Origin of the sequence: Escherichia sp. KTE172 (assembly GCF_000408845.1) — a bacterium.
GTDB classification, from domain to species: domain Bacteria; phylum Pseudomonadota; class Gammaproteobacteria; order Enterobacterales; family Enterobacteriaceae; genus Escherichia; species Escherichia coli.
In genome coordinates this window covers 286,937-300,957 of the sequence record NZ_KE137316.1, presented here as the reverse complement: position 1 = coordinate 300,957, position 14,021 = coordinate 286,937, and the positions used below count along the sequence as shown (strand labels likewise).

The 14,021-nt window shown below is 48.6% G+C and carries 13 protein-coding genes and 1 pseudogene; 6 read left to right on the top strand and 8 right to left on the bottom strand.

Annotation, left to right across the window (positions count from 1 at the left end; translation table 11 throughout):
* The first annotated feature begins 157 nt into the window (after positions 1–157).
* Positions 158–1,081, top strand: coding sequence for a LysR substrate-binding domain-containing protein (locus G434_RS22150; RefSeq protein ID WP_001309485.1), 924 nt, complete (start codon positions 158–160; stop codon positions 1,079–1,081).
* 38 nt (positions 1,082–1,119) lie between these two features.
* Here the strand turns inward: G434_RS22150 and trg are convergent, their stop codons facing one another.
* Complete coding sequence (gene trg / locus G434_RS22155) at positions 1,120–2,760, bottom strand: methyl-accepting chemotaxis protein Trg (RefSeq protein WP_001098581.1); 1,641 nt, start codon at positions 2,758–2,760, stop codon at positions 1,120–1,122.
* 389 nt (positions 2,761–3,149) lie between these two features.
* On the opposite strand from trg, the gene hokB reads away from it, so the two are divergent.
* Complete coding sequence (gene hokB, locus G434_RS0124720; protein WP_001309484.1) at positions 3,150–3,299, top strand: type I toxin-antitoxin system toxin HokB; 150 nt, start codon at positions 3,150–3,152, stop codon at positions 3,297–3,299.
* On the opposite strand, the gene yncP is transcribed toward hokB, so the two are convergent.
* From yncP to cybB, 3 genes are all read right to left on the bottom strand, one after another.
* A complete protein-coding gene (gene yncP, locus G434_RS30430; protein ID WP_212591405.1) occupies positions 3,277–3,345 on the bottom strand; it encodes a hypothetical protein in 69 nt (22 codons plus the stop codon). The two genes, hokB and yncP, sit on opposite strands and share 23 nt — an antisense overlap.
* Positions 3,346–3,370: 25 nt before the next feature.
* The gene (locus tag G434_RS22160; RefSeq protein ID WP_000731856.1) at positions 3,371–3,544 is read right to left on the bottom strand and encodes a YdcA family protein; all 174 of its coding nucleotides are present in this window, start codon (positions 3,542–3,544) and stop codon (positions 3,371–3,373) included.
* A 244-nt stretch (positions 3,545–3,788) separates the two neighbouring features.
* Positions 3,789–4,319: a cytochrome b561 gene (gene cybB / locus G434_RS22165; RefSeq protein ID WP_001306523.1), complete on the bottom strand. Its 531-nt coding sequence runs from the start codon at positions 4,317–4,319 to the stop codon at positions 3,789–3,791.
* A 188-nt stretch (positions 4,320–4,507) separates the two neighbouring features.
* On the opposite strand from cybB, the gene gap reads away from it, so the two are divergent.
* Positions 4,508–5,509, top strand: a complete 1,002-nt coding sequence (gene gap, locus G434_RS22170) for a type I glyceraldehyde-3-phosphate dehydrogenase (protein ID WP_000048648.1) — start codon at positions 4,508–4,510, stop codon at positions 5,507–5,509.
* A 41-nt stretch (positions 5,510–5,550) separates the two neighbouring features.
* Here gap and aldA read toward each other — a convergent pair whose 3' ends face one another.
* From aldA to G434_RS31070, 3 genes and pseudogenes are all read right to left on the bottom strand, one after another.
* The gene (gene aldA / locus G434_RS22175; RefSeq protein WP_016239012.1) at positions 5,551–6,990 is read right to left on the bottom strand and encodes an aldehyde dehydrogenase; all 1,440 of its coding nucleotides are present in this window, start codon (positions 6,988–6,990) and stop codon (positions 5,551–5,553) included.
* 196 nt (positions 6,991–7,186) lie between these two features.
* The gene (gene ydcF, locus G434_RS22180; protein WP_001027939.1) at positions 7,187–7,987 is read right to left on the bottom strand and encodes a DUF218 domain-containing protein YdcF; all 801 of its coding nucleotides are present in this window, start codon (positions 7,985–7,987) and stop codon (positions 7,187–7,189) included.
* Positions 7,988–8,102: 115 nt separating this feature from the next.
* Positions 8,103–8,168: pseudogene (locus tag G434_RS31070) on the bottom strand (hypothetical protein); the annotation flags it as partial.
* Between the two features lie 208 nt (positions 8,169–8,376).
* On the opposite strand from G434_RS31070, the gene G434_RS22185 reads away from it, so the two are divergent.
* Together G434_RS22185 and G434_RS22190 are read left to right on the top strand one after the other, a co-directional pair.
* A complete protein-coding gene (locus G434_RS22185) occupies positions 8,377–8,871 on the top strand; it encodes an SMI1/KNR4 family protein (RefSeq protein WP_000413852.1) in 495 nt (164 codons plus the stop codon).
* A complete protein-coding gene (locus G434_RS22190) occupies positions 8,868–9,167 on the top strand; it encodes a hypothetical protein (RefSeq protein WP_001060290.1) in 300 nt (99 codons plus the stop codon). Before G434_RS22185 ends, G434_RS22190 begins: the two co-directional genes overlap by 4 nt.
* Positions 9,168–9,272: 105 nt before the next feature.
* Here G434_RS22190 and hrpA read toward each other — a convergent pair whose 3' ends face one another.
* Entirely contained in the window at positions 9,273–13,175 is a 3,903-nt protein-coding gene (hrpA, locus tag G434_RS22195) for an ATP-dependent RNA helicase HrpA (RefSeq protein ID WP_000139608.1), read from the bottom strand.
* 200 nt (positions 13,176–13,375) lie between these two features.
* Here hrpA and azoR point away from each other — a divergent pair, with 200 nt between their 5' ends.
* Complete coding sequence (gene azoR, locus G434_RS22200) at positions 13,376–13,981, top strand: FMN-dependent NADH-azoreductase (protein WP_000048975.1); 606 nt, start codon at positions 13,376–13,378, stop codon at positions 13,979–13,981.
* Positions 13,982–14,021: the final 40 nt, after the last annotated feature.

Sequence of the window (14,021 nt, the reverse complement as noted above, 5' to 3'; positions counted from 1 at the left end):
GAAGAATTTACAAACTGTGATCTCGCCGCGAAAACATCAATATTATCCATTTTGCTGTAACATAATTGCTTTAATTGTTAATAATATTTTGCAATCAAGTTATCATAATCAAACAACTTCACTTGTCAGCGACACCGCTTCGTTTTTAACATCGCTTATGGAAAAAAATAGTCTGTTTAGTCAGCGCATCCGTTTGCGCCACCTTCATACATTCGTAGCTGTCGCACAACAAGGAACTTTGGGGCGCGCGGCTGAAACCCTTAATTTGAGTCAACCTGCGCTCTCTAAGACATTGAATGAACTGGAGCAGCTGACGGGCGCTCGCTTGTTTGAGCGTGGTCGTCAGGGGGCGCAACTTACCTTACCCGGCGAACAATTTTTAACGCATGCAGTCAGAGTGCTTGACGCCATCAACACTGCCGGACAGTCGCTTCATCGTAAAGAAGGTCTTAATAATGATGTCGTCAGGGTTGGTGCACTACCGACTGCGGCACTGGGGATATTACCTTCGGTTATAGGTCAGTTTCATCAGCAACAAAAAGAGACGACCTTGCAAGTTGCGACAATGAGTAACCCTATGATTCTGGCGGGTTTAAAAACCGGGGAAATCGATATCGGCATTGGTCGGATGTCAGATCCTGAACTGATGACCGGACTTAATTACGAACTGCTGTTTCTTGAATCGCTGAAGCTGGTTGTCCGCCCTAATCATCCGCTACTTCAGGAGAACGTAACGCTAAGCCGGGTGCTGGAATGGCCGGTCATTGTATCACCAGAAGGCACTGCGCCACGCCAGCATTCAGATGCATTAGTGCAGAGCCAGGGATGTAAAATTCCTTCGGGTTGTATCGAAACGCTGTCTGCTTCGCTATCTCGTCAACTTACGGTTGAATACGACTACGTGTGGTTTGTCCCTTCTGGCGCTGTAAAAGACGACCTGCGTCATGCCACGCTGGTGGCCCTGCCTGTTCCGGGACATGGTGCAGGCGAACCGATTGGAATACTGACCCGCGTAGATGCAACGTTCTCTTCTGGTTGCCAGTTGATGATTAACGCTATTCGAAAATCAATGCCGTTCTGAAAGGTGAAGGGATCTGTCGATCCCTTCCTTGAACATTTTCACACCGTAGCGAAACTAACTGGTTCACCCGCTCCGCGAGGTTCTGCCGACACAGAATGTTTGTTCAGACGGAATACGTCCACCGCCTCAGTTAATCGTGCAGCCTGTTCTTCAAGGGACACCGCCGCTGCTGAGGCTTCTTCTACCAGAGAAGCATTCTGTTGCGTCACCTTATCCATTTCAGAAATCGCCTGGCTAACCTGCGTTATGCCCCTACTTTGCTCATCCGAGGCGGCGGCAATTTCCTGCATGATATGTGTGACACTCGCGACGGCATCAACAATAGTGCTCATGGTTTTCCCTGCCGTTGCCACCTCATCCGACCCCAGGTCAATTAACCTGACTGATTCACTGATCAAGCCTTCAATCTCTTTCGCCGCCTGAGCGCTGCGGCTTGCGAGTGTCCGTACTTCGCTGGCGACAACGGCAAATCCACGTCCTTGCTCACCCGCTCGCGCGGCTTCAACGGCAGCATTCAATGCCAGAATATTCGTCTGGAAAGCAATACTGTTGATGACGGCGGTGATCTCGGAAATTTTCTTCGAACTCGTGGAGATAGCGCCCATCGTTTTTACTACACCGGAAACCGTCTGCCCGCCATCGCTGGCTTTAATAGAAGCCTCCTGCGCCAGTTTGCTGGCATGATGCGCGTTATCTGCATTCTGTTTCACCGTCGCAGTGAGTTGCTCCATGCTGGCGGCAGTTTGTTCAATTGCCGCCGCTTGTTCTTCAGTGCGAGATGAAAGGTCCGCATTGCCAGCTGAAATTTCGCTGGTGCCACGATAAATCTCTTCCGCACCCTGTCGAACAGTCCCTACTGTCATCCCCAGTGAATGCTGCATTTGCTGTAAATGACGACTTAAGCGACCGATTTCATTACGACCCGCCGGTTCATCATTCATCGTCAGATCACCACTGGCGATTTTTTCAATCCGTTGTGCGGCATGTTGCAGTGGACGAATGACGATCCGACGTAGCACTATAAATGTTATCAGCGTCATGACCAGGGCAAGCACAAACGCGCCAATCATGAACATCCCACCCAGGCGGGTGCGCTGATGGGCCAGTTCCGCCAGTTGGTTGGCTCTGGCGCTACGTATCTTAACGGCTTTGCTCAAAATATCGGTATAAGCATTATCCAGCGGTCGGATCTGCTCACTTTCATGATTGATAATCGCTTCAAACATGCCATTTTTGGCATATTTCAACATCGGTTGCATACCCGTGATATAAGCCTGGAAGCGTTGATTTAATTCAGTGTCGAGGGCTTCATCAGCAGGTGTTTTCACCGACCGATTCTGATAAGCACGATAACCTTGCTGCGACTGTTTAATCTCCGATTCGGCTTGCGCAATATTTCGCTTCATTGCTTCCATTTCAGCAATACGACTCGCAGCACCAGCCTGAATCATATTGATCCGGGCTGAACGCAAAAAATCTGAACTGTTCGCTAACCCGGTCCGAATCTCAATCTCCGCAGTAACATCACGCTGATCGCGATCGGCCTGCCAGAGGAAATAGCCAGCCAGAGCTGAACTTAATGCGAATAGAACTAAGATACCGCCAAGAATGCAGGCAAATAACGGAACCAGCCTGATGTGATGCAAAAAACCTAATCGCTGTGAGGGAGTTGTATTCATTACCGTTGTCTCTCGTCCAGGTTTACTCCTGATAGAAAGTCATCGGCACTTGACGGTAATTACTTATGACCAAAAACCTCTTTGCGTCACATTTTTACAACAATTATTGCAGAGAAAATTAATGCTATTGGAATGAAGAGAGTAACGAATGGCTAAACCGAATGACAAAAAATTCTGGAAAACAGCACGCAATTTCGTGAAGTGATTATTTTCGTCCCTAAGGAAAACTCATAGGATGCCTGCGGGTGCCTGAGACTTTCTGTTTTCAGGCTAACCGGGAATCAGAAAGACGAAGGCCCCGACCGATATTTCTATCAACCGAGGCCAACGAATGAACCAAGCAATTCAGATGTTAGCCTCTTACCCGCCATCCGGCAAGGAGAAAGGCTATGAAGCGCAACCCTCTGGTGGTGTGTCTGCTCATTATCTGCATTACGATTCTGACATTCACACTCCTGACCCGACAAACGCTCTACGAACTGCGGTTCCGGGACGGTGATAAGGAGGTTGCTGCGCTCATGGCCTGCACGTCCAGGTAAGGGCAAGCGCGGGGATTTTCCCCGCGCATCTGACTAGCAGATTCATTTTCTCATGGCACCCCTTTTACACTTCAGTTAGTGCATGTTTTTTTCGATGCACTAATAGAACCATCATTACAAACAAATTTGCCGCCTGCCGTACAGTGTGAGATCCCCCCTTTCGAACCAGAACAGGGTTTGCGCCCGGCATCGGCATAAAAGGAAACAAGCGCTCCCATAACCAAGATAAGTGCCAATTTTTTCATATAACCTCCATGGTTTATCGAATCTTATGTTCGATTTGAACGTTATACGCTGGTTTATTTTGATACCGTTGATGAGATCAAAGATCGGGTGAATTGATTAAAAATAAGCCAGATGGACGTATGGATAAGGATTATGGTTTTATTTGTCATACAAATAAATATAATAGGCGCTTCCGATGTAGACCCGTATTCTTCGCCTGTACCACGGGTCGGTTTTAGTACAGGCGTTTTCTTTAAATATCCTTCAGGAACGTTTACGCGGCATCATGCGTAGAAGTGTGTTGTCCTTCCAGAAATAGTGGTGTGCCAGTGCAGCCGCAGCGTGCAACCCGATGACAAAATATCCCAGATTCGCCAGCATTTCATGCCACGACTTTAAGCTATCAACCCGTTCGAAATTGGCCTCTGAAGCGTAAGGCATCGTCAAACCAAACGCAAACCATGGGTTACCCCGGTTATACATCATCACCAAACCAATCACTGGCAGCGCAATAAACAGGAGATAGATCACCAAATGTCCCAAATGCGCCAGTCCCGTCATCATCGGTTTTGGCTTAGGTATAATCGGCGGGGTTGGGTATTTCAGCCTTAACAAAAGACGAACCACCATCAGCACGAGAATTGATATGCCACAGGAAACATGAATCATGTTGATGAGTGGTCGATCGCTACGTGGGAAGAAACCACGAAACTCCATTGCGCAATACGCTGCGATAACCAGCAAAAAGACCAGCCAGTGAATGCTGATTTGTAACCTTGAGTATTTATTTTCCATAACATTTCCTGCTTTAAAACAATTTTCCGTTAACATAACGAGCTTTTCTTAAAATTTCATTAAATATTGTTCACCCGTTTTCAGTACGTTACGTTTCACGGCAAGAATGTAGATTGCCCATCCCGCCATCCTGGTCTAAGCCTGGAAAGGATCAATTTTCATCCGAACGTTCCTGACAGGAGAAAACCATGAGTAAAGTTGGTATTAACGGTTTTGGTCGTATCGGTCGACTGGTATTGCGTCGATTACTTGAAGTCAAAAGCAACATAGATGTTGTCGCTATTAATGATCTCACTTCCCCAAAAATTCTCGCCTACCTGCTGAAACATGATTCAAACTATGGACCGTTCCCCTGGCGCGTTGATTTTACGGAAGATTCACTTATCGTTGATGGGAAAAGTATCGCGGTTTACGCCGAAAAAGAGGCTAAAAATATTCCGTGGAAAGCGAAAGGCGCAGAAATCATTGTCGAATGTACTGGCTTTTATACCTCCGCCGAGAAATCGCAGGCGCATCTTGATGCTGGTGCGAAGAAGGTGTTGATTTCCGCCCCTGCCGGTGAAATGAAAACCATCGTTTATAACGTCAATGACGACACACTGGATGGCAACGACACCATTGTTTCCGTGGCGTCATGCACCACTAATTGTCTTGCACCGATGGCCAAAGCCTTGCACGACAGTTTCGGAATAGAAGTCGGCACGATGACGACCATTCATGCCTATACCGGCACTCAGTCACTGGTGGATGGCCCGCGTGGTAAAGATCTACGCGCTTCACGTGCAGCGGCAGAAAATATCATTCCCCACACTACGGGGGCGGCAAAAGCCATTGGTCTGGTGATCCCAGAACTGAGCGGCAAACTGAAAGGTCATGCACAACGCGTACCCGTGAAAACCGGTTCGGTGACTGAACTGGTGTCTATTCTTGGAAAAAAAGTGACTGCCGAAGAGGTGAACAACGCGCTTAAAAACGCGACAAACAATAACGAGTCATTTGGTTATACCGATGAAGAAATAGTCTCTTCTGATATCATAGGCAGCCATTTCGGGTCGGTGTTTGATGCCACGCAAACCGAAATTACCGCCGTGGGCGATTTACAACTGGTGAAAACGGTCGCCTGGTACGATAACGAATATGGCTTCGTCACACAGCTCATTCGCACCCTCGAAAAATTCGCTAAACTCTGACGCACACAGGCGGAGGAAAAAACCTCCGCCTCTTTCACTCATTACGACTGTAAATAAACCACCTGGGTCTGCAGGTATTCATGCAGGCCATGTTTGCCATCTGCGCCGCCAATACCGGATTTACGCCATCCGGCGTGGAATCCTTGCATAGCTTCGAAGTTTTCACGGTTGATGTAAGTTTCACCAAACTTCAGCCCTTTAATGGCTTTCATCGCGACGTTCAGATTTTGGGTATAGAGTGATGAGGTCAGGCCGTAATCACTGTCATTAGCCATTGAGATAGCCTCTTCCAGCGTGTCAAATGCGACCACTGGCAGCACCGGGCCAAAGGTTTCCTCGTGCATAATCGACATTTCCTGGCGAACATCCAGCAGCAATGTCGGCGGATAATAATATCCTTTCCCCTCTACTGCCTTGCCCCCCAACGCCACTCTCGCCCCCTCTTCTACTGCGCGCGCCACTTTTTGCTTGACCCTTTCCAGCGCCGCGGCGTTAATCAACGGCCCCATCGCAATGTCGTTGCGCTCAGCGGGGTTACCAAATTGCACCGCCTGCATCGCTTCACCCAGCCGATTGACGAACTGATCATAAATGCCTTTCTGTACATAAACACGTTCTGCACAGTTACACACTTGTCCACTATTAATGACGCGTGAATCAACGATGGCTTTGACTGCCAGTTCAAGATCGGCATCGTCCATTACGATAGCTGGTGCTTTACCACCCAATTCCAGACACACTTTTGTGATGTTTTTTGCTGCAGTCGCCATGATCTTTTCACCTGCAGAGACGCTGCCTGTCATACTGACCATTGCGACCTTTGGGTTACCCGCCAGTTCTTGCCCAACGGTTTCACCACGCCCCAGCACAAGGTTAAACACACCGCGTGGAAGGCCTATTTCATCGACAATTTTGGCAAAAGCAATCGCATTGTTTGGTGTAAATTCACTGGGTTTAATGACGATGGTATTACCGGTCAAAAGAGCGGGAGCCATTTTGCGGGCAATGAGGAAGAACGGGAAGTTCCACGGCAGAATGCCGGTAGTCACGCCAAGCGCACGTTTAAACAGAAGAATATTTTCTCCTGGACGATCGCTTTGAATAATCTCACCTTCATAACGCCGTGCCCACTCCGCCATGTAATCGATATAGTCCGCAGTAAAAGCCACTTCAACTTCAGCCAGCTGCTGGATCTTGCCCCCTTCTTCAACAATCAGCGCACTGATTTCACCGGCGCGTTCGCGGATCCCGGCGGAGATTTTGCGCAACCAACTGGCGCGTTCAATGGCAGGCAACGCTTCCCATTCTGGTTGTGCACGTTCTGCTGCATCGATTGCCTTACGGGCATCCTCGGCCTGACCATCGGGTATGCGGGAAATGACCGCCTCTGTAGCAGGGTTTACCACATCAATCCATGCGTCTCCACGCCAGGTAACAAACTGTCCATCGATATACATAGGATGTTGAACGGGTACTGACATGGGCGACTCCTGTGATTTATATGTTTGTTTTTGGTAAATGCATTGTTAATTAACATCAATCATCATAGAGACGGCATCGTGAAAGGACAATTCTGTGAAGGGCTTCATAAAAACAAGTGTAAAAGGAATAAAAGGCAGAAATAAACGTCAGGAGTCATGCCCGTTTGCAAACAAGTGGTTCACAAACGGGCAATTTTTAACGTAACGAGCGACTTTCCATCGCCTCGATGAGCACCGCATCGTGTTTCAGCGTTTGCCATGCCTGGATGACTTCTGCCGGAAAATCAACGTGAACAATAAAATCTCGCCCGCGGGGACCGTAGCCATCGCTATCATCGTGTAAACGCGGCAGCTCGCCAGTGAGTAGTGATAGATAACGCTCAACCGGCCATAATCCTTGTAACTGATTAATAAAGATTACACTGTCTGCGTTATTTCCTAACTGAGGAACGAATCCGGGATAACTCAACCAGCGTGGTGCATCGGGATTGTCCCCGGTCATACGGCGGAACGTCGCCATCGTGCGCCGCTGCATGGTGGGGTCCTGAACAACGATAGCTGTGTGAACTCGTTCTACGGCCTGATTCAATAGCGCGATGCTAAAGCGTGCGTTTTCACCACAGTTTGTTGACTGGTCTTCAATCCAGATTTTTTCATGCGGAATATGCCAGAACTGATGAGCGATATCCGCCAGGATGGTCGCTTCTGCTCTGCCAGTGGTGCGGATAGTGTTGTAGTGCGGATGCTGTGCGATGGCGCTATACAAAAAAGTTGTCGAGTGACCGATACCACCACTAATCAGTAAAGGAATTTGCTGATCGCGAGCAATCTTACATGCCGCGTCGATAGTCGGCATAACCGCATTGCCTGCAAGGATCACGCAATCGGCCTGATACGGCACCTCACCGGAGAAATCATCCTGCGCCAGCCACTGTCCGATAACATTTATAGCATCTATGGTTGCCGGCGAAAGCGTCGGAAACGGGGTAATGTTCATGGTTCCTCCTTATCGTTCCTTTAAGAATACTGCGTGAGATAATAGTGAGAAGCGGAGCACTCTGAAAGGAAGATGATCCTTTTTCTATCGCGCCATCGCGAACCAGACACTGGTTTTAGTCATACTGTATTTGCGGAGAAACTGTTGATAAAACATCAATAACATAATGTTCTATCATTTTTAAGTGACAGATAAGTTGGTGTGATATTTATGAAATATTCATTCTTATATTTCTCAATCAATGGGAACATTTGCAACACGCTCATTAATGGGAAATCCTTAAATTTAAATTGAATAATATCTGGCCTGAGCTATAAACTACTATCCGTCTAAGGAGACAAATTGTCCTTTTTATTCATCAACATAATACTATATGTCGAGAAACATACATGGAAAAAATGTTTCAAATTTTAGAAACCGCCTGGCCTGCCGTAAAAACAACAGGACTTACAGGTTGCGTAACCGCTCCGGAAACTGAAGATAACCTTCTTTTATTTGAGGATAAATACGCAACACATATTCCAAAAGACTATCGGCAGTTATTGTCTCATTTTGGCGCATGTCATTTTGTCGATCCTCAAATTTATACTTTGAAGGATCTGGACAGATATTACCCTCTATTTTTGCAACAATGGGAAGATTATAAAAAAGAATATCCATTATTGAACAACATTGATCCTTTTCCTGTTGGCAGTTTTGGCGATGGGAGTGTAGCTTTTCTTGACCGCAACAGCCTAAAAATTTATATTCTCATTCATGATTTTGGTATATTTTCCGATGATGTCGGTGATTTCCCTTGTGAGTTATGCTTTGAAAATTTTGGTGAGTTAGTGGAAATGCAAGTTGAAATTATTCTTTATTTACAGCAATGTGGAGTCTCATGAATAATAAAATAATCGCTCCTATTCTTACTGAAAACAAAGTGAATTCGATAGCAGAAAAATATTGTAAAAAGTATAATCTTAATGGCTCGCTGGCATACAAAATCACTGCTATTAAATTTCTTCCTGATGGTATGAAATCATACGGCCTTGATATTCCATTATGGATGGTAGTCAGAGATGTTAAAGGTTGGGATGATATGGAAATTACGATTTTTATTTCTGACAAAAACAGTGAAGTTCTTTGTTGCAGTAATATTTGGTATCCAGTATATCGTCCTCATCAAGCAGATTTGTAATAAGCACGTAAGGAGTATCTCCCTTGCTATTTTTCAGAATTCATAAAGAAAAAACCCGGCGCTAAATGCTTACCGGGTTTTAGATTTATCAGGCAAATAGCAGTGTTAACCGCTAATCTGCTCCATCGCCTGCAAAATACGCTTATCTGAAATCGGATAAGGCGTACCAAGTTGTTGAGCGAAGTAACTAACGCGCAGCTCTTCTATCATCCAGCGGATCTCTTTCACGTCTTCATCCTCACGACGTGCGGGCGGCAGTTTGTTGATCCATTGCTGCCACGCCTGCTGGACATTTTCGACTTTCAGCATCTGAGCTCGGTCGCGATGTGGGTCAACCGCCAGTTTTTCCAGCCGTTTTTCAATCGCCTGCAAATAACGCAGCGTGTCGCCCAACCGTTTGAAGCCGTTACCAGTGACGAAACCGCGATATACCAACCCGCCCATCTGCGCTTTAATGTCAGAAAGCCCCAGCGCCATGGTCATATCCACCCGCCCTTTCAGACGTTTATTGATATTGAACACCGCAGTAAGGATTTGCTCGACCTGCTTCGCAATATCCACCACCGTGTCGTTCAGTTCAGCACGGACTTTTTCATGCAGCGCAGCAAAACCTTCTTCCGTCCAGACCGGGCCACCATTGGCGTCGATCAGTTGATCCACACCGCAGGAGATACAGTCGTCTATCAGCTCCAGCACTTTGCCATACGGGTTAAAGTACAGCCCAAGTTTGGCTTTGTTTGGCAACTTCTCATGCAAATACTTGATCGGCGATGGAATATTCAGCAGCAGTAGACGGCGAAGACCGTTCCACATTGCCTGTTTTTGCTCCAGCGGGTTATCAAACAGTTTGATCGCCACACTGTCGCGCTCATCCACCAACGCTGGCCACGCCTTCACTTTGTAGTTGCCACGCTTCTGTTCGTAGCTTTCCGGCAGCTGACCAAAACTCCAGATATGTAAGCCACTCTGCTCGATACCGTCATCCGCCACGGCAGATAGCGTTTCCTGTACTTTGCCTTTCAGAGCATCTTTCAGATCTTGTAATGAGCGCCCTTCTTTTAGCTTCTTGTTTTTGTCATCCACCACGCGGAATGTGATTTTCAGGTGATCGGGCACCTGATCCCAGTGCCAGTCTTCGCGGTCAACGGTGACGCCAGTCATCCGCCGTAGCTCTCGTTCAAGGCTGTCGAGCAACGGCAATTCCAGCGGTGTGACGCGGCCTAAAAACGCTTCGGCATAGTTTGGCGCAGGTACAAAATTACGGCGTACTGGTTTCGGCAATGATTTAATCAGTGCGATGATCAGTTCACGACGCAGGCCGGGGATCTGCCACTCAAACCCACTCTCCTCAACCTGGTTAAGTAACGGCAGCGGGATATGCACAGTCACACCGTCAGCATCCGCGCCGGGCTCAAACTGATAGCTCAAACGCAGCTTGAGATTGCCCTGATGCCAGAAGTTCGGATAATCCAGCTTGCTGATCTTTTCCGCCCCTTCTTTGATCAACATGCTCTTTTCAAAGTTGAGCAAATCAGGCGTTTCGCGGCTGACTTTTTTCCACCAGCTGTCGAAGTGACGTGCTGAGATCACATCGTGGCTGATGCGCTGGTCGTAAAACTCAAACAGCGTTTCGTCATCAACCAGAATATCGCGGCGACGTGATTTGTGTTCCAGCTCTTCCACTTCGGCCCGCAGTTTCAGGTTTTCACGGAAGAATGCGTGACGCGTCTGCCAGTCACCTTCCACCAGCGCGTGGCGAATAAAGAGTTCACGACATAACGCCGGATCGATCTGGCTGTAGTTGACCTTACGCGCAGCAACAATCGGCAAACCATAAACAGTGACTTTTTCCGTTGCCATCACCGCGCCCTGCGCCCGTTCCCAGTGCGGTTCGCTGTAGGTGCGTTTAATCAAATGCTGAGCAACGGGTTCTACCCATTCAGGGTCGATACGTGCCGCAATGCGCCCCCACAGGCGGCTGGTTTCTACCAGTTCCGCCACCATTACCCATTTCGGCGGCTTTTTAAATAAGCCGGAACCGGGGAAAATGGAGAAACGCGCGTTACGTGCGCCGGTATATTCTTGTTTATCGGCATCTTTCATGCCGATATGGGAAAGTAAACCCGTCAGCAACGCAATGTGAATTTCACGATACTCCGCCGGTTCGCTGTTAACCGGAATGCCAAGTTCTTTCACCACCTGGCGCAACTGGGTGTAGATATCCTGCCATTCGCGCACGCGCAGATAGTTGAGATAATCGGTACGACACAGGCGACGGAAGGCGTTGGAAGAAAGCGCCTTTTGCTGCTCGCCAAGATAATTCCACAGATTTACAAACGCGAGGAAGTCGGATTCTTTGTCGTGGAAGCGGCGATGTTTTTCGTCCGATGCCTGCTGTTTATCCATCGGACGCTCGCGCGGATCCTGAATGGAGAGCGCGGACGTGATAATCATCGCCTCACGCACGCAGCCATGTTTTTGCGCTTCCAGCACCATACGCGCCAGACGAGGATCGACAGGCAATTGCGAAAGCTGGCGACCGAGCGGTGTCAGTTTATAGGCGCTGGCCTGTTCATCCGTGGTGATCGCGCCCAGCTCTTCGAGCAGACGCACGCCATCCTGGATATTACGTTTATCCGGTGCTTCGACAAATGGGAACGCGGCGATATCGCCCAACCCCAGCGCGGTCATCTGTAAAATAACCGAGGCCAGGTTGGTACGCAGAATCTCCGGATCGGTAAACTCCGGGCGCGAGAGGAAATCGTCTTCGGAATAGAGACGAATACAGATCCCTTCGGACACACGACCACAGCGGCCTTTACGCTGGTTGGCAGACGCCTGCGAAATGGGCTCAATCGGCAAACGCTGCACTTTGGTGCGATAGCTGTAGCGGCTGATACGCGCCGTACCTGGGTCGATAACGTATTTAATCCCCGGAACGGTCAGCGACGTTTCCGCGACGTTGGTCGCCAGCACAATACGCCGTCCGCTGTGCGACTGGAACACGCGGTTCTGTTCGCTGTTCGAAAGCCGCGCATAAAGCGGCAAGATTTCGGTATGGCGTAAGTTCAGCTTGTTCAGCGCATCGGCGGTATCGCGAATTTCCCGCTCACCACTCATAAAGATCAGAATGTCGCCAGGGCTTTCCTGACTCAGTTCGTCTACGGCGTCAAAAATCGCCTGCAACTGATCGCGCTCGGTGTCATCGGCTTCTTCAACAATCGGGCGATAGCGCACTTCCACCGGATAGGTCCGACCGGAGACTTCGATAATCGGCGCATTATTAAAGTGGCGCGAAAAGCGTTCCGGGTCGATAGTCGCGGAAGTGATAATGATTTTTAGGTCAGGACGCCGCGGCAGCAACTCTTTCAAATAGCCGAGCAGAAAATCGATATTCAGGCTACGTTCGTGCGCTTCGTCAATAATGATAGTGTCGTACTGCATCAGCAGGCGGTCTTGCTGGATCTCCGCCAGCAGGATACCGTCGGTCATCAGCTTGACCATCGTGTTATCACTTACGTGATCGCTGAAACGCACTTTGTAACCGATGCAACCGCCCGGCTCCGTTTTCAGCTCTTCCGCAATACGGTTCGCCACCGTTCGTGCCGCCAGGCGACGCGGTTGGGTATGACCGATCAGCCCTTTAATCCCGCGCCCCAGCTCCATACAGATTTTCGGTAGCTGAGTCGTTTTACCGGAACCGGTTTCCCCGGCGACGATCACCACCTGGTGATCACGAATCGCGTCGAGAATGTCCTGCTTTTTCTGACTAACCGGCAAATTGTCGGGATAAGTGATTTCCGGTCGTGCCGCTTCACGCAGCAGGACTTTCCCTGCCGCCTGGTCAATCTCTTTCGCCATCTCCTGGAAAATGGCCTGTTGTGCATCAGGATTTTTAACCTTCTTAACACCGTGCAGACGGCGAGAAAAACGCTGTCTGTCGCGCAGCATCAGCGAATCCAGCCGCTGCTGCAAGGCCGTAAAGGTCAATTTTTGTTGTTCTGTCATAACGTTAGTGGGCAGTAGGCTGCCTGATTAATTTTCTTTTAAATGATAGATATAGAGTACCACATCGCGGCTTTCTATGCGTTGTTCAATAAATTCGAACATAGGCTTCGATTTATTGCGCTATCTCTGTGGCAGGATTGTGAATAAAGTGTCAGCAAGCAACGGGGCATCGCCCATTCAAACATCTATAAGGAAACACCATGAGCAAGGTATTAGTTCTTAAATCCAGCATCCTGGCAGGGTACTCTCAGTCTAATCAGTTGTCCGATTATTTTGTTGAACAATGGCGCGAAAAGCACTCCGCTGATAAAATCACCGTTCGCGACCTGGCTGCAAATCCGATTCCGGTGCTGGATGGCGAACTGGTTGGTGCGCTGCGTCCGAGCGATGCACCGCTGACTCCGCGTCAGCAGGAAGCTCTGGCACTTTCCGATGAGCTGATTGCCGAGCTGAAAGCCCACGACGTTATCGTTATTGCGGCACCGATGTATAACTTCAACATCTCGACTCAGTTGAAAAACTATTTTGACCTGGTTGCACGTGCAGGCGTTACTTTCCGCTATACCGAGAACGGTCCGGAAGGTCTGGTAACGGGTAAAAAAGCCATCGTTATTACCAGCCGCGGTGGGATCCACAAAGATGGACCAACGGACCTGGTGACGCCGTATCTGTCCACGTTCCTTGGCTTTATCGGCATTACTGATGTGAAATTTGTCTTCGCCGAAGGGATCGCATACGGTCCTGAAATGGCAGCGAAAGCGCAGTCTGACGCGAAAGCAGCTATCGACAGTATTGTTGCTGAATAACCGGACACGATCTTGATGTGGACTGTAGATATTCAGTCCA

Bases quoted from the DNA above. Each gene is read 5' to 3' on its own strand.
- G434_RS22150 (WP_001309485.1), top strand. From the start codon at position 158: ATGGAAAAAAATAGTCTGTTTAGTCAGCGCATCCGTTTGCGCCACCTT.
- trg (WP_001098581.1), bottom strand. From the start codon at position 2,760: ATGAATACAACTCCCTCACAGCGATTAGGTTTTTTGCATCACATCAGG.
- hokB (WP_001309484.1), top strand. From the start codon at position 3,150: ATGAAGCGCAACCCTCTGGTGGTGTGTCTGCTCATTATCTGCATTACG.
- G434_RS22160 (WP_000731856.1), bottom strand. From the start codon at position 3,544: ATGAAAAAATTGGCACTTATCTTGGTTATGGGAGCGCTTGTTTCCTTT.
- cybB (WP_001306523.1), bottom strand. From the start codon at position 4,319: ATGGAAAATAAATACTCAAGGTTACAAATCAGCATTCACTGGCTGGTC.
- gap (WP_000048648.1), top strand. From the start codon at position 4,508: ATGAGTAAAGTTGGTATTAACGGTTTTGGTCGTATCGGTCGACTGGTA.
- aldA (WP_016239012.1), bottom strand. From the start codon at position 6,990: ATGTCAGTACCCGTTCAACATCCTATGTATATCGATGGACAGTTTGTT.
- ydcF (WP_001027939.1), bottom strand. From the start codon at position 7,987: ATGAACATTACCCCGTTTCCGACGCTTTCGCCGGCAACCATAGATGCT.
- G434_RS22185 (WP_000413852.1), top strand. From the start codon at position 8,377: ATGGAAAAAATGTTTCAAATTTTAGAAACCGCCTGGCCTGCCGTAAAA.
- G434_RS22190 (WP_001060290.1), top strand. From the start codon at position 8,868: ATGAATAATAAAATAATCGCTCCTATTCTTACTGAAAACAAAGTGAAT.
- hrpA (WP_000139608.1), bottom strand. From the start codon at position 13,175: ATGACAGAACAACAAAAATTGACCTTTACGGCCTTGCAGCAGCGGCTG.
- azoR (WP_000048975.1), top strand. From the start codon at position 13,376: ATGAGCAAGGTATTAGTTCTTAAATCCAGCATCCTGGCAGGGTACTCT.